The following is a 19,086-nucleotide window of genomic DNA, read 5'->3' as shown; positions in this document are numbered from 1 at the left end:
GGTCCCCATGCAAATTCCAAGCCACACGTTGGGTTGCCACACGCTCCAAACGCAGCCATGGACAGGCCGGATTGCAAGGCTATAATCTTCGGCTTTGCTGGCAATACCCCGTCGGCCAATACTAGTTACAGACGGGGAACCCGCTACACACGGCATCCAGGCCCGATCTCCCGGATACCCTCTGTGGGCACAATTTTGGAAACCATTAGCTAATGACCACCATCCGCGTAAAAGAAAACGAACCCTTTGACGTCGCCCTGCGCCGCTTCAAGCGCACCATCGAAAAGCTCGGCCTGCTGACCGACCTGCGCGCCCGTGAGTTCTACGAGAAGCCCACCGCCGAGCGCAAGCGCAAGAAGGCCGCCGCCGTCAAGCGCCACTACAAGCGCGTTCGCAGCATGCAGCTGCCCAAGAAGCTGTACTAAGCTCTGACAGAGCCGGCCTCACCGCCGCAAAACCCGCGCTAGGGACGCCAAGCGCGGGTTTTTTCGTTTGGGGCAAAGCCCACCCCACCCGTCCACCCCTTGTTGACCGGAGAAAAACATGAGCCTCAAAGAACAGATCACCGAAGACATGAAGACCGCCATGCGCGCCAAGGACAGCGAGCGCCTGGGCACCATCCGCCTGCTGCAGGCCGCGATGAAGCAAAAGGAAGTCGATGAGCGCATCACCCTGGACGATGCCGCCGTCATCGCCATCGTGGACAAGCTCATCAAGCAGCGCAAAGACTCCATCACCGCCTTCGAAGGCGCCGGCCGCCAGGACCTGGCCGACAAGGAAAAGTCCGAGATGGCCGTGCTGCAGGCCTACCTGCCCGAGCGCATGTCCGCCGAGGAAACCCTGGCCACAGTGAAAGCCATCGTGGCCGAACTGGGCGCCGCAGGCCCCGGCGACATGGGCAAGGTCATGGGCGTGGTCAAGACCCGCCTGGCCGGCAAGGCCGACATGGGCCAGGTCTCCGCCGCCGTGAAGGCCGCGCTGGCCGGCTGATCCAGCCCCGGGGGCGCGTGCCATGCGCGCCCCTTTTTTCCCGTTTTTGCGGTCCTGCCGTGCAGCGCTCTCAGCGCTTCAAAAAGCCATGGCGGCGCACCGCCCCCGGTCACCCTCTACTCAATCCCCGGCACTGCCCGCGGCGCCAATGTCAGCGCCGCCCAGGCCGCCATTGCCGCCACTGCCGCCGCCAGCCGCCCATTCCTCGCGGAAGTGCTCCTGCAAAAACTCCACGCACACGCGCACCTTGGCCGACAGGTTGAGCCGCGTGGGATAGACCGCCCACACGTTCGCCTCCTGCCGCCACTCGGGCAGCACCGGCACCAGGTGCCCCGCGCGCAGTTGCGGCCCCACGTCCCACAGCGAGCGCAGCGTGATGCCCCGGCCGTCCACCGCCCACTGCACCACCATCTCCCCATTGTTGGCCGACAGCGGGCCGCGCACCTTCACCGATTCCTCCACGCCGCCGCTGCGCAGGCGCCACACGCCGAACGGGTGGTCGCGCTCCTTGATCACCAGGCAATCGTGGCTGGACAGCTCCGCCAGCGTGCGCGGCATGCCGTGGCGCGCCAGGTAGGCCGGCGCGGCGCACAGCACCCGGTGGTTGTCCGCCAGCCGCCGCGCGATCAGGTGCGGCGCGATCTCGTCGCCCACGCGCACGTCCAGATCGAACCCCTCGCCCGCCACATCCACCAGCCGGTCGAACACTTCCAGCCGCACCTGCAGGCCCGGGTGGCGCTCTACCAGCCTCGACAGCGCCGGCGCCACCACGCGGCGCCCGAAGCCGAAGCTGCAGCTCACCCGCAGCAGGCCGCGCGGCTCGCGGCGCGTGACCGCCACCTCCTGCAGCAGCTGGTCCACATCGTCCAGGATGCGCTGCGCCCAGTGGAAGACGCGCTCGCCCTCCTCCGTCACCACCACGCGGCGGGTGGTGCGGTGCAGCAGCTTCACCGCCAAATCCTCTTCCAGCAGGCGGATGCGTTTGCTCACATAGGCGGGCGATGTACCCAGCTCGGTCGCGGCCTCGCCAAAGCTCGATTTGCGCACGACCACGGTGAACACGCGCAGGTCATCGTTGGAAGGAATTTTGTGCACGAAGTGTGAAGAATGAGACCACAGGCGGCGGATTGTATTTTGCGTGGCACTGCCGAACAATGCCCTCACCCGGCACCTGCCGCCCCCATTTCAATGAAGGACACCATGAGCAAAACCACCTACCAAATCGCCGTCATTCCCGGCGACGGCATCGGCAAGGAAGTCATGCCCGAAGGCCTGCGGGCCATCCAGACCGCCGCCGAGCGCTTCGGCTTCGAACTGGAATGCCGCACCATCGACTGGGCCAGCTGCGACTACTACGCCGCCCACGGAAAAATGATGCCCGACGACTGGAAGGCCCAGCTCGCCGGCGTGGACGCCATCTTCTTCGGCGCCGTCGGCTGGCCCGCCACCGTGCCCGACCACGTGTCCCTGTGGGGCTCGCTGCTCAAGTTCCGCCGCGAGTTCGACCAATACATCAACCTGCGCCCCGTGCGCCTCTTCGAAGGCGTGCCGTGCCCCCTGGCCGGCAGAAAGCCCGGCGACATCGACTACTTCGTCGTGCGCGAGAACACCGAGGGCGAATACACGTCGCTGGGCGGCATCATGTACGAGGGCACCGACCGCGAGATCGTCATCCAGGAGTCGGTCTACTCGCGCCACGGCGCCAACCGCCTCTTGAAGTTCGCCTTCGACCTCGCGCAAAGCCGTGCCAAAAAGCACGTCACCCTCGCCACCAAGAGCAACGGCATCGCCATCAGCATGCCCTGGTGGGATTCCCGCGCCGACGACATCGCCAAGGGCTACCCGAAAGTCACGCTGGACAAGCAGCACATCGACATCCTCACCGCAAGATTCGTGCTGCAGCCCGGGCGCTTCGACGTCGTGGCCGCCACCAACCTGTTCGGCGACATCTTGAGCGACCTGGGGCCCGCCACCACCGGCACCATCGGCCTGGCGCCTTCGGCCAACCTCAACCCCGAACGCACCTTCCCCAGCCTGTTCGAGCCCGTGCACGGCTCGGCGCCGGACATCTACGGCCAAAACATCGCCAACCCCATCGCCATGATCTGGTCGGGCGCGCTGATGCTGGACTTTTTGACGCAAGGCCAGGGCGCGGGCCGGCAGGCGCACGATGCCATCGTGGCGGCGATCGAAGAGGTCATCAAGACCGGGCCGAAGACGCCGGATTTGGGGGGTACGGCCAGCACCACTCAGGTTGGGCAGGCGATTGCGGCACAAATCGCCAGAGCTTGATCAACGCAGGTCCGGTGCTCTGACCACTCTGGCGGGTGCTTGCGCGGCGATCTTTGCATCCGAGCCGACTCAGCACCATTGCACGCTTGATGCATCGCCACACCAGATGGCACCGTTCGAATCGTCTCCTGCCTTGTCTACGTGAGATGGGGACTCCAGGAGGTTAAGGAGAGGTTCCCTCAGGTGTCGCACTTCAGGTTTGAAACCGCCAACGAAAATCAGCTTCGCTTTCGAGAAGAAAAATTCGGAGTCTTACGCCAAATTGTAATTAATATCCTTATTCTCAAGAAGCCGCAACTTTAGAGATAAATATTTATGGTTCGAATCGCCGGAAGCACTAATATAGTGAATAAAAAATCAATCAGCAATGATTGCTCTTCTACAACTCGGAATTTTAGCGGGGAATTCCCAAATACTGCCGAGCCAGATCATTTAAAAGCTCGGGGGTTGTCACTCGCTATGCAATCGTCCCGAGCACCTCGCGCGCCAATAGGAAATCTCGCTGCAAATCAATTCGATTTGTCAGCACCTATAACCGATAGAAACCCAATTGAAGCGATGGAGATTGCATCGATTCGCATAGTGGATAAATTACTAAAAAAATCTGATTTAAGGCCTGGAGACATTCTACTTTACATTAAAGAGCCAGATAATCTACTTCCTATAGATGTGGGCATCGCTTTTGGCCATTATCTTGGGAAAAAGTTGCAACCTCAAAAAAACCGGGGTGAACACAACATCATTCATGCGGCTTTGTGGACAAAAAATCCTAAGCATGCAGGGAATACGCAGGCGTGCGGTGAAGGTGAGCCGGAAGTCGTTGAAGCACATGTAGGCAATTCAAAAAAAACGCACGCTGTTATTGGAACCGCCATCGCCAAAGGAGAGTATTTTGTATACAGACCCAAGAACGAAAACTTAGGCGACTGGGCTTCTCAGATAGCTATGGTTTGGAGTAGCAAACGCAATGTGCCATATAGTCTTGGGAAAGTTGTTAAGGCCGGCTTAAAAAGCCTTACTGAAAAAGGATCAAATTTCAATAGTGTCGCCAATGCTCGCGCGGAAATGTATATGAATGAGGCGTTTGATGCAAATCCATCTTGGAAGAAAGAAGGATCTTTCTGCTCGCATTTGGTCATTGCGGCATATCAGGCAGCCTTTCTTAATTTGGAACAGCTCGAAGAAGGTGGAAGCAAAGAATCAAGTTCTATTGAATCCAAGCTAAGCCAACATACTGAATTCAATGTAAATGCGAGTCGAACGACACCGTTGAATTTGCATCATCTCCTTCAAAACGGCGATGCCTTTGAACAGATTGGAAAGATCAAAATATCTAAAAGCGATGTTCTCTATGGATCACCTTGATGGGAACCTCTCACAACCCCATGATCGACGGATCCGAATAAGCACGAGTAGACGCCAGGGAACCTCTCAAAACCCCGATTTCTACCAATCGACGCCCTTATAAATCAACGAGTTACGACGCTAAAACTTGCGAATTCGGAGGTTTTGAGAGGTTCCCTAACAGGCTGAAGAAATACCCCCGCTCAGCCAGCCCGGCAACCCAACCCCGGTAAGCTCACCAGTCCCTCCCATCTCCATTGCCTGACCCCATGCGCGGCGCCGACACCTTCACCGAGAGCCTGTTTTCCGTTCGCAAGCTCGACGACTTTGTCCCAGCCTCGCATCCCCTGCGTCCCATCCGCAAGATGGTCAACGCAGCCTTGGCCAAGATGGATGCCCTGTTCTCGCGCATGTACGAAGCAGACATCAAAGGCGGGCGCCCCAGCATCGCCCCCGAGAAGCTGCTGCGCGCCATGCTGCTGCAAGTGCTGTACAGCGTGCGCTCGGAGCGCCAGTTGATGGAGCAGGTGCAGTACAACCTCTTGTTTCGCTGGTTCATAGGCCTGTCCATGGACGACGAGGTCTGGGTACCCAGCGTGTTCACCAAGAATCGTGAGCGCCTGATCGAGCACGACGCCGTGATCGAGTTCTTCAACGAAGTGCTCAAGATCGCCGACAAGAAGCACTGGCTCTCGGGCGAGCACTTCAGTGTGGACGGCACGCTCATCCAGGCCTGGGCGGGCCACAAGAGCTTCGCGCGCAAAGGCGACGATGACGCGAGCGGTGATGGTCGTGATGGCAATAGTGACAACACAGATGATGGCCATGGTGCAGATGCCAAAGCCAACAGCGATGGCGGCAACTTCAAGGGCCAGCGGCGCAGCAACGACACCCACGAATCCACAACCGATGCCGATGCCCGGCTGTACCGCAAAGGCAATACCGCCAGCGAACTGCGCTACATGGGGCACACCCTGAGCGACAACCGCCACGGGCTGGTGGCCAATGCGGTAGTCACGCTGGCCGATGGCTACGCAGAACGGGAAGCAGCCAAGGCCATGATCAACGACGCCAGGCAGGCGCAGGCCGATCCCATGCGAACCATCACGCTGGGGGCAGACAAAGGCTATGACGCATGCGAATTCATTGAAGCGTGCCAGGCCATGAACGTCACGCCCCACGTGGCCCAGAACAAGTCAGGCAGAAACTCGGCCGTGCCCGAAGCCATTGCGCAAAGCGAAGGCTACGCGGTATCGCAACAAAAGAGAAAGCTCATCGAGCAAGGCTTTGGCTGGGCCAAGACCGTGGGCGGCATGAGGCAGGTGATGGTGCGAGGAATCAAGCGCGTGGACCAGATGTTCGTGCTGACGATGGCGGGCTACAACCTGGTGCGCATGCGCACGCTGGGGCAATGGGGACAGGTGCGTGCGCAGGCAGTGCATTGAGGGAAAACGGGTGCAAAGGTGGCCCCAACATGCGCAAGAACGCCTGATTGGCCGCTCGGATCCCGGGATGTGAAAGCCAGCGAGCCCGCCGACGACCGCAGGCCAGGACTGGCTTGGAATCTGGGGAGTATTTCTTCAGCCTGCTAAGGTCGCACGATTTCCGATTATGTCATCGAAAATCGAGATGGAATAATCCAAAAAACTATTCCCATCAATGCAAACAGAAATAACAATGCAAGATCCAGCGTGGGCCTTTGCTGAGCAAAGCATCCGATGCACCAAAATACCAGGCATGCAAACAGAGGCAGCAGCATTCCACTCAAGGAAAAAGCACTGAGGAAATAATTCCCAGCCATCCAAAAAGGCCAATGAATTTTCATCACCCAAGCCATTGCTGCGAAAAAAATGATGATTGCGAAGCAATAGCTTCCAATGCTGATTTTCTGCCGCTGCCTCATCTCAGCCCGCTTCTATAAAGATGATCAACCAAATCATCCCTTCTCTTTTTGCCCTCATCTGAATTCTGCGCATAATAAAAATGCCCCGACGAATCCAGCATTTGCGGTCCAAGCCGAGGCGTCGACGTAAGAAGATCAACCCTGGACATCCCCGCATGTAACGGATCACCCTGCTTGGTCAAGTCGATGATGATTAATTTCTTTATGGCAGAGGCACCTCTCAATTGCTGCAGGAATCCGCTGCTGATCGGTGATCCTATGAGTACCAAGTGATCGACAACCGAACCGCTCTGTGCATAGTTAATTGCTACCTGGGCTGCGACCAAGGAGCCATAAGAATAACCGATGAGATTGAACTGAGAACCGCGTGGCGAAAATCTATCCAGAAGCACCTGAATGGGAGCCTTTCCCGTTCTAAAAACCTCTACGCCTACGGCAGCATCCATTAACGTACCTCCAGACCATTTTTGAGGATTGGCTCTTATCAGAGCAATTCCCTTTCGCGCAAAGGCCCTTGTCATGTCATCGATGTAAGCCCCATCCATTCCGGCTCCACCCATGAATACGGTCCCTTTTATTTTCTCACCTGGAACAAATGTCTTGGTAAGAAATGCTTGTGCTTTTTCCTCTAAAGATTGTCTATCTTGAAAAAGATCAATGGGTTGAGAGGCAAAATAACCCTCTCTGGTGCAAGTGCCCAAAGGACCAGGGGACAACCCATGGCCAACAAAATCCCTTTTATTATAAAAATAGGAATCTTTTTCAACATCACCTCGTTCGTGCTGATGAGAACCCGAAGGTCCCGGAATAACATACCAAGTCATTTTCCTCCCCTTTTGCAACCAACTATTGCCTGAAAAAACGCTTCGAGCATTTCCTTGCAAATCAATCCATCTTCTCTTACAGCCAAATATCCAATATCATATTTCAAATGGTTTTACTGCACAAACCAGCTTACTACTACGCAGAAATTCTTTCAAATACCCCCACCTCCCTCAAACACCCCACCAACGCCTGCGTCACCGGCGTCCCCTCCACCCCTCGCATCCGAATCAACCCCACCGGCGGCAATTCAATCTCCACCGGCACCTTCACCACCGCCAGCATCCCCTGCCCCGCAAAATGCCGCGCCACCGTGCGCGCCATGAAGGCCACGGCGCCGCGCTGGTGCAAGAACGTGATCTGCGACAGAAACGATGCCGACTCCACGATGTCGGCCGGCGGGTGCAGGTCGTGCGCGAAGAACTGCTGCTCCAGCTTCACGCGCAGCGAGGCCCATGGGGGCGGCAGCACGCAGGGTTGGTTGGCGATGTCGGCCCAGCGGGGTTTGCGCTTCGTGGCCAAGGGATGGCCGGGGCGCACGACGGCGACCATGGGGTCGTCGTAGAGGGCTTCGGTTTCCAGGTCGGGCGAGGCGTAGCCCGGCTCCAGGCGGCCGACGAACAAGTCCAGTTCGCCCAGGCGCAGCTTCGGCAACAGGCGCGTCAAGTCGCCCTCTTCGATCAGCACGGTGGTGTGGCTGGACCGGGCCTTCAGCTTCTCGACCGCCTGCGCGAGCAGCACGGGCGTGGCGGCGACCATGGCGCCCACGCTGGTGCGGCCGCGGGCGCCGCTGGCCTCGGCCGCGATTTCGTCGCGGGTGCGGTCGTAGCCGGCCAGCACCGACCGCGCGAAGCGCACCACGCTGGCCCCAGCCGCGGTGGGCTCGGTGCCGCGGGTGGATCGGTCGAACAGGGGCAGGCCGAACATGCGCTCGATCTCGGCGAGGGTTTTGGAGACGGCGGGCTGGGTGACGGAGAGGAAATCCGCCGCGCGGCCCACGTGGCGAAACTGGTCCAGCGCCACGAGCATCTGCAGGTGCCGCAGCTTGAGGTTGGAGCGTAAAACGCGGTCGATCTGGCTCATGGGGTGTGGTGCGTGGTGTTGAGTGGCGTGGCCGTGGAAGGTGGGTGAGTGAATCAATGAATGAATGAATGAATGAATGAACGGACCGGGACTGGCCGATGGAGCGTGCGCGCAGCGGTCGGCCGCGGGCCCGCTCAGCGGTGCAGCACGAACTGGCCCGTGAACTGCACCGCATCGTCCCCGCTGCCTTCGGCGCGAACGCGGGTATGCAGCGACAGCCGCGCGCGGCCCCGGCGCTGGTAGGTGGTGATGAAGGTGTTCCACATTGCCGCATCGGGCGCCTCGCAGATCGCCACCGCCGCCCCGCGCACGGGCAGCGGGTAGCGGATGTGGCTCTCCTGGATGACGATGTGGCCGCCCTCGATGCCCGCCTCCCGCAGGCGCAGGTGCAGCCAGCCCCAGCCGGCCAGCACGGCGCCGCAATACAGGCTGCCGCCGAACATGGTGCTTTTGTGATTGACGTTGGGCTCCAGTGGCAACCGCAGGTGCAGCGCGTGGCCGTGCCAGCGCAGCACGGTCAGGCCCATGTCGCGGGTGAGCGGAATGTCGTGGTGCAGCACTTGCTGCAAAGCCTCGGTCGGTTCGGTGGTCATCGGTGCGTCTTTCGGCGAAAGAAGGGGTGGATGGGCTTCATAACCTGCTGGCTATGAAGTGAGTCCGCGAATTCATTGGAAAGCAATGATTGTCTGCCCAAGAATCCGGTGTGTGCTTTCCCGATAAAAAACAGACCGGAGACAACGATGAATGATTTTTCCCGCGCCATGCCGCGGCGCCGATTCGTGCTGGGCGCAGCCGCCCTGGCCGCCGCGTCCACCCTGCCCGCCCTCGCCCGCGCGACGGCCTACCCCGAGCGCCCGATCACCTTCATCTGCCCCTGGCCGGCAGGCGGCACGGCCGACCAGTCGATGCGCACGCTGTGCACGGTGGCCGGCCGCATTCTGGGCCAGGCGGTGGCGGTGGAAAACCGCGCGGGCGCCTCTGGAATGATCGGCTCGAAGGCGCTGGCTGCGGCCAAACCGGACGGCTACACGATCGGGCAGATTCCGATCTCGGTCACGCGGTTTTCGCAGCTGGGCACGCTGCAGGCCGATCCGCGCAAGGACTTCACCTACCTGGCGCGCACCTCGGGCCAGACCTTCGGCATTGCGGTGCCGGCCGATTCGCGGTTCAAGACGCTGCAGGATTTCGTGCAGCACGCCAAGGCCAACCCCGGCCAGGTGACGTATGCACACGCGGGCATCGGCGGCGCCACGCATGTGGGGATGGAAGAATTCGCCAGCGTGGCGGGCATTCGCCTGAACCACGTGCCGTTCAAGGGCGGCGCCGAGGCGCTGCAGGGCGTGCTGGGCGGCCATGTGGATGCGCTGGCCGATTCCAGCTCATGGGCACCGCATGTCGAGGCGGGCAAGCTGCGCCTGCTGGCCACCTGGGGCGAGCAGCGCACCGCGCGCTTCAAGGACACGCCCACGCTGCGCGAGCTGGGCTACGACGTGGTGGTGGATGCGCCCAACGGCATCGGTGCGCCCAAGGGACTGGACCCGGCCATTGCGGCCAGGCTGCGCGATGCCTTCCGCCAGGCCGTGGCGAGCCCCGAGTTCAAGGCAGTGGCCGACCGGCTCGATGCGCCGCTGCTGTACCTGGACGGCCCCGATTACGAAAAATACGTGAACACGGTGTATGCCAAGGAGACCGTGCTGATCGACAAGCTCAAGCTGCGCGAGCTGATGAAGAGCTGATGCCAAGCGGACGGGCGGCCGCATCGCAGCCGCCGCGCCGCCCCACCCCGCGAGAGAGCGCCCCTGTCGAAGCGCCCCCCGAAGCGCGCCCCACCCGAAAGCCCCACCGATGAACGCCATTGCGCCGCCCCAGAGCCTTGCCGACAGCCCGCTGCTGCACCTGCACCCCAACGACAACGTGCTGGTGGCCAAGTCGGCGCTGGCGATCGGGCAGGCCATTGCCGAACTGGGCGTGCGCACGCGCGCCCAGGTGCCGGCGGGCCACAAGATCGCCGCGCGGCGCATCGCGCAGGGCGAGGCGGTGAAGAAGTACGACACGGTGATCGGCGTGGCCACGCGCGACCTGGAGCCGGGCGACTACGTGCACAGCCACAACATCGAGCTGGTCGATTACTACCGCGACCCGGCCTTCGGCGCGGACGTGCGGCCGGTCGATTACGTGCCCGAAGGCGAGCGCGCCACGTTCGAGGGCTTCGTGCGGGAGGACGGCAGCGTGGGCACGCGCAATTTCATCGGCATTTTGTCGTCGGTGAACTGCTCCGCCACGGTCATCAAGCAGATCGCCGCGCACTTCACGCCCGAGCGGATGAAGGCGTTTCCGCACATCGATGGCGTGGTGGCGTTCGCGCAGACGAGCGGCTGCGGCATGTCGTCGCCCAGCGAGCATTTCGACGTGCTGCGCCGCACGATCGCGGGCTATGCGCGCCACCCCAATCTGGCGGGCGTGCTGATCGTGGGCCTGGGCTGCGAGCGCAATCAGGTCGATGGGCTGGTGGATTCGCAAGGATTGCAGCGCGGGCGGCTGATGCGCACGCTGGTGATGCAGGAGGTGGGCGGCACGCGCGCCACCATCGCCGCGGGCGTGGCGGCGATCGAGGCGATGCTGCCCGCCGCCAACGCCGCGCGGCGCAGCACGGTGAGCGCCAGCCACCTCAAGATCGGGCTGGAGTGCGGCGGCTCGGACGGGTTCTCCGGCATCACGGCCAACCCGGCGCTGGGCGCGGCGATGGACGTGCTGGTGCGCCACGGCGGCACGGCCATCCTGTCGGAAACGCCGGAGATCCACGGCGTGGAGTTCATGCTCACGCGCCGGGCGATCACGCCCGCGGTGGGGCAAAAATTGCTGGACCGCCTGGCCTGGTGGGAGCGCTACGCGGCCGGGCAGAACGCGCAGTTCAACGGCGTGGTGGGCCACGGCAACCAGGCCGGGGGGCTGGCGAACATCTTCGAAAAATCGCTCGGCTCGGCGATGAAGGGCGGCACCACGCCGCTGCGCGCGGTGTACGAATATGCCGAGCGCATCGACGAGAGCGGCTTCGTCTTCATGGACTCGCCGGGCTACGACCCGGTGGCGGCCACGGGGCAGATCGCCAGCGGCGCGCAGCTGATTTGCTTTACCACCGGGCGCGGCTCGATGTTCGGCAGCAAACCGGCGCCGACGATCAAGCTGGCCAGCAACACGGCCATGTACCAGCGGCTGGAGGAAGACATGGACATCAATTGCGGCGTGATCCTGGACGGCGAACTGACGGTGCCCGAGATGGGCCAGCGCATCTTCGAGCAGATCCTGCGGCACGCGAGCGGCGGCGCCACCAAGAGCGAGCTGCTGGGCCTGGGCGACCACGAGTTCGTGCCGTGGCACCTGGGCATCGTGAGCTGATCCATGGCTTGATCCTTGGGCTGATCCTTGGGCTGATCCGTTCACTATTAAATTGATAGCTATACGCCCTAGTGTTGATTGCGCTGGAGCCCGATTTCATTCAAACCCCTTTTTGCCTCCCTTCCGCCTCCCTTCTGCCTCCTTCCCGGCCCCTCCCATGCCCCTGACCCTGCCCCTGAATCTCCACCGCCCCGACCTGATCCGCAGCGCCAACTTCATCGCCGGGCACTGGCACCCCGGCCCCGGCGCACGGCTGCCCGTGACCGACCCGGCCACCGGCACTGTCATTGCCGAAGTGCCCGACTCCGGCGCCCCCGAGGCCCGGGCCGCGCTGGACGCCGCCCATGCCGCCTTTCCTTCCTGGCGCCAGGTGCCGGCCAAGCAGCGCGCGGCCATCATCAAGCGCTGGAACGATCGGGTGCTGGCCCACCAGGACGACCTGGGCGCCTTGATCTCCCTGGAGCAGGGCAAGCCCCTGGCCGAGGGCAAGGGCGAGGTGGCCTACGCCGCCAGCTACATCGAATGGTTCGGCGAACAGGCCACGCGCATGAACGGCGAGGTCATCCCCGCCCCCGTGCCCGGCCGGCGCATGTTCGCCCTGAAGGAACCCGTGGGGGTGGTGGCCGCCATCACGCCCTGGAACTTCCCCGCCGCGATGATCGCCCGCAAGATCGCCCCGGCCCTGGCCGCCGGCTGCACCGTGGTCTGCAAGCCGGCCGAGGACACGCCCCTCACGTCGCTCGCCCTGGTGCTGCTCGCGCACGAGGCAGGGGTGCCTGCGGGCGTGCTGAACATCGTCACCGCCTCGCGCGAGAAGACGCCCGAGGTGGTGGACGTGTGGCTCGATGATCCGCGCGTGCGCAAGATCACCTTCACCGGCTCCACGCCCGTGGGCAAGCACCTGGCGCGCCGCAGTGCGGACACGCTCAAGAAGCTCTCGCTGGAGCTGGGCGGCAACGCCCCCTTCATCGTGTTCGAGGATGCCGATGTGGACGCCGCCGTGGACGGCTTCATGGCCGCCAAGTTCAGAAACGGCGGCCAGACCTGCGTGTGCCCCAACCGGGTGTTCGTGCACGCGAAGGTCCACGCCGAGTTCGCGCAAAAGCTCACCGCCCGCGTGGCGGCCCTCAAAGTCGGGCCGGCGAGCGACCCCGCCTCGCAGATCGGGCCGATGATCAACGCCCGGGCGGTGGAGAAGATCGAGCGGCACGTGCAGGATGCGGTGGCCAAGGGCGCCAAGGTGCTCACGGGCGGCCAGCGCCTCACCGACCTGGGCGCCACCTACTACGCCCCCACGGTGCTGGAGAACGCCGACGCGACCATGGCCTGCGCGTGCGAGGAGACGTTCGGCCCGGTGGCGCCGCTCACGCGCTTCGAGAGTGAAGAAGAAGTGATCGCGGCCGCCAACGACACGCCGTTCGGGCTGGCCGCGTACTTCTACAGCCAGGACGTGCGGCGCATCTGGCGCGTGGCGGATGCGCTGGAGACGGGGATCGTGGGCATCAACGAAGGGGCGCTGGCGGCGGAGGCGGCGCCGTTCGGGGGGGTGAAGGAGTCGGGCTACGGGCGCGAGGGATCGACGCACGGGCTGGAGGATTACCTGCACACCAAGTACGTGTGCCAGGGGGGGCTGGGCTGAGGGAGGCACGGCCCACGCCAGCACACCGACCGCACGAGCCTTCACCACCAAAACGCCCCATCACCGCCACGCACGGCCACACCTCGGAAGCCCCGCATGCACTGATCGATTTCCCCACCGGCACGGCGCGACATGGGCGCGGTGCCGGTTTGTTCGCCCAAGTAAAAACCACACACCAGGAGACAACACCATGGTTCCCATCGCTTCCCGTACACACGCACACCCCGGCGCACGCACCTGCACCACAACCACCACCGGCCGCCGAGCGCTCGTCGTATCGGCCGCGCTCGCCCTGTGCGGCCTGGCCGCGCCGCTGGCCGCCGTCCACGCGGCCGATGCCTATCCGGCCAAGCCCGTCACGCTGCTGGTGCCCTACCCGGCCGGCGGCGCCAACGATGCCGTGGCGCGGCTCGTGGGCCAGAAGCTGGGTGATGCGCTCAAGCAGCCCATGGTGATCGACAACCGCCCCGGGGCCGGCACGACCATCGGCACCACGGTGGCGGCCAAGGCCGCGCCGGACGGCTACACGCTGGTGCTGGGGTCCCTGGCCAGCCACGCGGTGAGCCCGCACCTGTACGCCAAGCCCGGCTACGACGCGGTGGCCGACTTCACGCCCATCGGGCTGATCGGCGTGGTGCCGATGGTGCTGGTGGTGGCGCAGGATTCGCCGTACACCAGCGTGCGCGCGCTGGTGGAAGCCGCGCGCAAGCAGCCGGGGGCGCTCAACTACGGCTCGTCGGGCAACGGCTCGCCGCTGCACCTGGCGGCGGAACTCTTCAAGCAGGCCGCGCAGGTGCAGATCAACCACGTGCCCTACAAGGGCGGCAACGCCCACACCATGGACCTGATGGGCGGGCGGCTGGACATGATCCTGGACACGCTCACCAGCGCCTCGCCGCTCATCAAGGGCGGCAAGGTGCGGGCGCTCGCCGTGGCCGCGCCCGCGCGCCTGCCCGAGCTGCCGGACGTGCCCACCTTCGCCGAGGCGGGCTACCCCGGCTTCGAGGTCAACGCGTGGTATGCCCTGTACGCCCCCGCCAAGACGAGCAAGGACGTGGTGGCCACCCTGAACACCGCGCTCAACGCCGTGCTGCGCCAACCCGAGGTGCTGGAGCGCATGGCCGCGCTGGGCGTGCGCCCGCAGCCGGGCACGCCGCAGGCCCTGGCCCGCTTCACGCAGGACGAGCTGGGCCGCTACGGCAAGGTGATCCAGGCCAACGGCATCCGCATCGACTGACCGCACGGGGCAGGGCCTGTCCCTGTCCCCTCTTGCCCCCCTGCACCCCTTTTCCCATTGCACGCCATTTCACCCCACTGCCTGCCATTGCCCGCACGCACCATGAACGCCTCCACGATGCCCGATCCCGCCCCTGCCCCTGCCAAACCCACCCCTTCCGCGGCCCCGTTCGATGTGCTGGTCACCGCCGCTCATTGGCCCGAGGCCGCGCAGGACCTGGTGCGCCGCAGCGGCGGGCGCGTGCATTGCATGGCGGAGCCCATCACCGAGGACACGCTGGCCGAACGGCTGGCCGCCACGGGCGCACAGGCCATCGTGCTGCGCGGCTCCCCACCCATCACCGAGCGCGTGATGGCCGCCGCGCCCGCGCTGCGCATCGTGGCCAAGAACGGCGCCGGGGTGGACAGCGTGGACCGGGCGGCAGCGCACCGCCGCGGCGTGGCGGTGGCCGTGGCCCTGGGCGCCAATGCCGATGCGGTGGCCGAACACGCGCTGGCGCTGATGCTCGCGCTCACCCGACAGTTGCCCGAGCTGGACCGGCGCGTGCGCGCGGGCGGCTGGGCCGACAGCCAGTGGCAGGGCCGGGATTTCCGGGGCAGCACGGTGGGCATCGTGGGCTACGGCAGCATCGGCCGCGCCACCGCGCGGCTGGCCGCCGCGCTGGGCGCGCAGGTGCTGGTGCTGCGCCTGGCGGGCCAGGCCGACGGCTTTGCCGCCGAACCCGACCTGCACGCCTTCCTGGCGCGCGTGGACATCCTGAGCCTGCACTGCCCCTTGACCGACCGCACGCGCGGCCTGATCGGCGCGCGCGAGCTGGACTGCCTGCGGCCCGGCGGCCTGCTCATCAACACCGCGCGCGGCCCGGTGGTGCAGGAAGCGGCCCTGCTGTCGGCGCTGCGCAGCGGCCACCTGGCCGGCGCGGGGCTCGACACCTTCGACACCGAGCCCCTGACCATGCAGCACCCGCTCAACGCCCTGCCCCAGGTGCTGCTGACGCCCCACGTCGCCGGCGTGACGCGCGATGCCGCGCTGCGCGTGGCCACCGCCACGGCGCGCAACATCGTGGACCATCTGCACGGCCGGCCGTTGAAGCCGGGCCACCTGCTGGCCGGCGGCTGAGCCCGTCCGGCTACTCTCCAATCCCCTTCGCTTCACGCCACACACCATGCCCGCACACAACCCTTTCAAATCCGCCCTCGCTGCCCGCCAGCCCCAGATCGGCCTGTGGCTGTCGATGGCCGACCCGTACCTGGCCGAGGCCGCCGCCACCACCGGCTACGACTGGCTGCTGATCGACGGCGAGCACGCGCCCAACGACGTGCGCAGCACCCTCGCCACGCTGCAGGCGGTGGCCGCGCAGCCCGCCCAGCCGGTGGTGCGCGTGGTGGAAGGCAGCGAATCGCTGATCAAGCAGATGCTGGACATCGGCGCGCGCACCCTGCTCGTGCCCATGGTGGACACGGCCGAGCAGGCCCGCGCGATTGCCGCCGCCACGCAGTACCCGCCGCACGGCAAGCGCGGCGTGGGCAGCGCCGTGGCCCGCGTGTCGCAATGGAACAGCCGCGCGGACTACCTGCAGGTGGCCGACGACGAGGTCTGCCTGCTCGTGCAGGCCGAGACGGTGACTGCGCTGCAGAACCTGCCGGCCATCTGCGCGGTGGACGGCGTGCACGGCGTCTTCATCGGCCCGGCCGACCTGGCCGCGTCCATGGGCCACCGCGGCAACCCGGGCCACCCCGACGTGCAGGCCGCCATCGAAGGCGCCATGCGGACGATCATCGCCAGCGGCAAGGCCGCCGGCACGCTCACCTCCGACCCGGTGCTGGCGCAGCGCTACCTGGACCTGGGCTGCACCTTCGTGGCGGTGGGGGTGGACGTGCTGATGTTCGTCGGCGCGGCACGCAAGCTGCGCGCACAGTTCGGCGGGCCGGTGGTGGCCGCGGTGCCGCCCCAGGCGGGTGCCGCGTATTGAGCGGTCCCAGCGGCTGCGGGGCCGGGCGCGCGGCGGTCCTCCGGGGAAACGCGGGGCCATGGGCGCCAACGCCATGGCGCGCCGCGCCAGGGCCGTGGTTTTCGAAATTGGCGCCAACGCAACACCTACGAAATCACCCCCGGTTCCGCATTAAACTTTCGGGCGGTAACAATTACTAACCCTTGGAGGCGGTTATGAGAAAAATCCTATTGGGCAGCGTGCTCGCCCTGGTGGCAGGCACGTCGTTCGGTGCCACGGTCAACATCACCAGCACCGGCAACTACGCCAACCTGCAGAACTACACGAACTGCACCACGACGCCCGCAAGCCTGTGCGCCAACTTCCTGCCCACGCACAACGTGACAGGCACGTTCTCGACCGCAGGGGCCTTGCCGGCCAACGCCAGCAACCTGGAGATCGGCTCGACCGTCACCTCCTACAGCTTCTCCAGCGGCCTGGACACGGTGGCATCCACCGACACCAACGCCCGCCTGAACACGCTGCGCATCTCCACCGACGCCTCCGGCAACATCACGAACGTGAACCTGATGCAGGCCGTGCTGTGGGTGACGGGCACCGCACCGCACACCACGGCAGACCGCTTCACCGCCGTCATCCTGGCCGGCGCCAACAGCACCTCCACCCACAACTCCGGCTGCCAGAACACGGGCACGGGCAGCAGCGGCGTGACCGATACCTGCCTGACGTCAACCGGGGTCGACACCTCGCGCAGCACGGCCAACAACGCCCCCGTGAGCTACGCGATGGCCGCGGCTGCGGTGACGACGGCAGCGCCGATTCCCACCGTGTCCGAATGGGGCCTGATCCTGATGGCCTCGCTGCTCGGCATGTTCGGCATCGCCCGCCTGCGCCGCCAGCGCTGATCGGCTTTCGTTCAGCCCAACAAAAAACCCGCCGCTGGCGGGTTTTTTGTTGGGCTGGGCTTTCGCTGCCCCGTGCAGCCTGCGGCACCGCGGCTTAGCTGCCGGCCACCTTCATGCGGTTCACGAGGATCGAACCCACGGTCTTGGCGCCGTAGTTGTAGGCATCGGCGCCCACGGCTTCGATGCCTTTCAGCATGTCCTTCAGGTTGCCGGCGATGGTGATCTCATGCACCGGGTAGGCGATCTGGCCGTTCTCCACCCAGAAGCCGCTGACGCCGCGCGAGTAGTCGCCCGTCACGTAGTTCACGCCCTGCCCCATCAGCTCGATCACGAAAAGGCCCGTGCCCAGCTTTTTCAGCATGGCGTCGAGGTCGTCGCCCGCACGGGTGCGGCGCGAGGTGAGCGTGAGGTTGTGCGAGCCGCCCGAGTTGCCGGTGGTCTTCATGCCCAGCTTGCGCGCCGAGTAGCTGGACAGGAAGTAGCCCTCCACACGGCCGGCATCGACCACCTTGCGGGCCGCCACGCGCACGCCCTCGTCGTCGAAAGGCGAGCTGCCCTTGCCGCGCAGCACGAACGGGTCTTCCAGGATGTCGATGTGCTTTGGCAGCACCTGCTTGCCCAGCGAGTCGAGCAGGAACGTGCTCTTGCGGTACAGCGCGCCGCCGCTCACGGCCTGCACGAAGCCGCCCAGCAGGCCGGCCGCCAGGGGCGACTCGAACAGCACGGGGCACTGCGTGGTGGGGATCTTGCGGCTGCCCAGGCGGCTCAGGGCGCGCTCGGCGGCGTAGCGGCCCACCTGGGCCGGCGCGGCCAGCTCGCGCGCATCGCGCATGGAGCTGTACCAGGCGTCGCGCTGCATGTCGGCATTCTTGCCGGGCAGCGCGGCGATGGGCGCCACCGACAGGCTGTGGCGCGAGCTGGCATAGCCGCCGCGAAAGCCGCGCGTGTGGGCGCTGAAGAAGTGGCTCTGCTGGGCCGACACGCCCGCTCCTTCGCTGTTGGTGATGCGGCGGCTGGTCTGCAGCGCGGCGGCCTCGCATTCCATGGCGATGCGCGCGGCCTCTTCGCTGGTGATGGCCCAGGGGTGGAACAGCTCCAGCTCGCGGTGCGAATCCTCGGGGGCGATGTCGGCCTCGTCCGGCAGGCCGGCCACCGGGTCTTCGGCGGTGAAGCGGGCGATGTCGTAGGCGGCCTGCACGGTCTGCTCGATGGCGGCGTTGGAAAAGTCCGACGTGCTGGCATTGCCGCGCCGGTGGCCGATATAGACCGTCACGCCCAGCGACTTGTCGCGGTTGCGCTCGACGTTCTCCAGCTCGCCCTTGCGCACGCTGACCGACAGGCCGCAGCCCTCGGACGCCTCGGCACCGGCGTCGGTGGCGCCCAGCTTCTTGGCATGCGCCAGAGCGCGGTCCACGAGGTCTTCGAAAAACGGGCGGGTGTAGCTGAAACCGCTGTCGGGTGTCTTCGGGGCGGCGCCGGCGGCGCGTGGGCTGGGTGTATTCATATCGGCGGCTATGATACTTG

Annotated in this window: 18 protein-coding genes; 12 read left to right on the top strand and 6 right to left on the bottom strand. The window is 64.8% G+C overall.

From position 1 onward, the window contains the following. The first annotated feature begins 212 nt into the window (after positions 1-212). Both rpsU and M5C98_RS07380 read left to right on the top strand, forming a co-directional pair. Entirely contained in the window at positions 213-425 is a 213-nt protein-coding gene (gene rpsU / locus M5C98_RS07385; RefSeq protein WP_007833691.1) for a 30S ribosomal protein S21, read from the top strand. A gap of 118 nt (positions 426-543) precedes the next feature. Next, entirely contained in the window at positions 544-990 is a 447-nt protein-coding gene (locus M5C98_RS07380; RefSeq protein WP_272551913.1) for a GatB/YqeY domain-containing protein, read from the top strand. 120 nt (positions 991-1,110) lie between these two features. Here the strand turns inward: M5C98_RS07380 and M5C98_RS07375 are convergent, their stop codons facing one another. Next, positions 1,111-2,085: a LysR substrate-binding domain-containing protein gene (locus M5C98_RS07375; protein ID WP_272551912.1), complete on the bottom strand. Its 975-nt coding sequence runs from the start codon at positions 2,083-2,085 to the stop codon at positions 1,111-1,113. Between the two features lie 105 nt (positions 2,086-2,190). Here M5C98_RS07375 and M5C98_RS07370 point away from each other — a divergent pair, with 105 nt between their 5' ends. From M5C98_RS07370 to M5C98_RS07360, 3 genes are all read left to right on the top strand, one after another. Next, the gene (locus M5C98_RS07370; protein WP_272551911.1) at positions 2,191-3,282 is read left to right on the top strand and encodes a tartrate dehydrogenase; all 1,092 of its coding nucleotides are present in this window, start codon (positions 2,191-2,193) and stop codon (positions 3,280-3,282) included. Positions 3,283-3,597: 315 nt separating this feature from the next. Continuing rightward, positions 3,598-4,647 (top strand): hypothetical protein, encoded by a 1,050-nt coding sequence (locus M5C98_RS07365; protein ID WP_272551909.1) that lies wholly within the window; start codon positions 3,598-3,600, stop codon positions 4,645-4,647. Between the two features lie 248 nt (positions 4,648-4,895). Then, positions 4,896-6,071: an IS5 family transposase gene (locus M5C98_RS07360; RefSeq protein ID WP_272548362.1), complete on the top strand. Its 1,176-nt coding sequence runs from the start codon at positions 4,896-4,898 to the stop codon at positions 6,069-6,071. 135 nt (positions 6,072-6,206) lie between these two features. Here the strand turns inward: M5C98_RS07360 and M5C98_RS07355 are convergent, their stop codons facing one another. The 4 genes from M5C98_RS07355 to M5C98_RS07340 all read right to left on the bottom strand — a co-directional run bounded on the left by M5C98_RS07355 (position 6,207) and on the right by M5C98_RS07340 (position 9,027). Beyond that, entirely contained in the window at positions 6,207-6,494 is a 288-nt protein-coding gene (locus M5C98_RS07355) for a hypothetical protein (protein ID WP_272551908.1), read from the bottom strand. A gap of 31 nt (positions 6,495-6,525) precedes the next feature. Next, complete coding sequence (locus tag M5C98_RS07350; protein WP_272551906.1) at positions 6,526-7,353, bottom strand: thioesterase domain-containing protein; 828 nt, start codon at positions 7,351-7,353, stop codon at positions 6,526-6,528. 136 nt (positions 7,354-7,489) lie between these two features. After that, a complete protein-coding gene (locus M5C98_RS07345; RefSeq protein WP_272551905.1) occupies positions 7,490-8,434 on the bottom strand; it encodes a LysR substrate-binding domain-containing protein in 945 nt (314 codons plus the stop codon). 134 nt (positions 8,435-8,568) lie between these two features. Continuing rightward, the gene (locus M5C98_RS07340; RefSeq protein WP_272551903.1) at positions 8,569-9,027 is read right to left on the bottom strand and encodes a YiiD C-terminal domain-containing protein; all 459 of its coding nucleotides are present in this window, start codon (positions 9,025-9,027) and stop codon (positions 8,569-8,571) included. 147 nt (positions 9,028-9,174) lie between these two features. On the opposite strand from M5C98_RS07340, the gene M5C98_RS07335 reads away from it, so the two are divergent. The 7 genes from M5C98_RS07335 (at position 9,175) to M5C98_RS07305 (ending at position 17,562) form a co-directional block, all read left to right on the top strand. Continuing rightward, complete coding sequence (locus M5C98_RS07335; protein WP_272551902.1) at positions 9,175-10,170, top strand: tripartite tricarboxylate transporter substrate binding protein; 996 nt, start codon at positions 9,175-9,177, stop codon at positions 10,168-10,170. A gap of 109 nt (positions 10,171-10,279) precedes the next feature. Continuing rightward, positions 10,280-11,830, top strand: coding sequence for a UxaA family hydrolase (locus M5C98_RS07330; protein ID WP_272551901.1), 1,551 nt, complete (start codon positions 10,280-10,282; stop codon positions 11,828-11,830). 169 nt (positions 11,831-11,999) lie between these two features. Next, positions 12,000-13,469 carry an NAD-dependent succinate-semialdehyde dehydrogenase gene (locus M5C98_RS07325; RefSeq protein WP_442867275.1) on the top strand — a complete coding sequence of 490 codons (1,470 nt, stop codon included), beginning with the start codon at positions 12,000-12,002 and terminating at the stop codon, positions 13,467-13,469. 190 nt (positions 13,470-13,659) lie between these two features. Then, positions 13,660-14,706, top strand: a complete 1,047-nt coding sequence (locus M5C98_RS07320) for a Bug family tripartite tricarboxylate transporter substrate binding protein (RefSeq protein WP_272551899.1) — start codon at positions 13,660-13,662, stop codon at positions 14,704-14,706. Between the two features lie 102 nt (positions 14,707-14,808). Next, positions 14,809-15,825, top strand: coding sequence for an NAD(P)-dependent oxidoreductase (locus M5C98_RS07315; protein ID WP_272551898.1), 1,017 nt, complete (start codon positions 14,809-14,811; stop codon positions 15,823-15,825). 46 nt (positions 15,826-15,871) lie between these two features. After that, entirely contained in the window at positions 15,872-16,678 is an 807-nt protein-coding gene (hpaI, locus tag M5C98_RS07310) for a 4-hydroxy-2-oxoheptanedioate aldolase (RefSeq protein WP_272551897.1), read from the top strand. Positions 16,679-16,872: 194 nt separating this feature from the next. Next, a complete protein-coding gene (locus M5C98_RS07305) occupies positions 16,873-17,562 on the top strand; it encodes an IPTL-CTERM sorting domain-containing protein (protein WP_272551896.1) in 690 nt (229 codons plus the stop codon). 94 nt (positions 17,563-17,656) lie between these two features. Here the strand turns inward: M5C98_RS07305 and pmbA are convergent, their stop codons facing one another. Beyond that, positions 17,657-19,066 carry a metalloprotease PmbA gene (gene pmbA / locus M5C98_RS07300; RefSeq protein ID WP_272551895.1) on the bottom strand — a complete coding sequence of 470 codons (1,410 nt, stop codon included), beginning with the start codon at positions 19,064-19,066 and terminating at the stop codon, positions 17,657-17,659. Positions 19,067-19,086 lie beyond the last annotated feature (20 nt).

Source organism: Acidovorax sp. NCPPB 3576 (genome assembly GCF_028473605.1).
GTDB lineage: Bacteria > Pseudomonadota > Gammaproteobacteria > Burkholderiales > Burkholderiaceae_C > Paracidovorax.
Note: the sequence above shows the minus strand (reverse complement) of the source record. Positions and strands in the feature narration are given on the sequence as shown.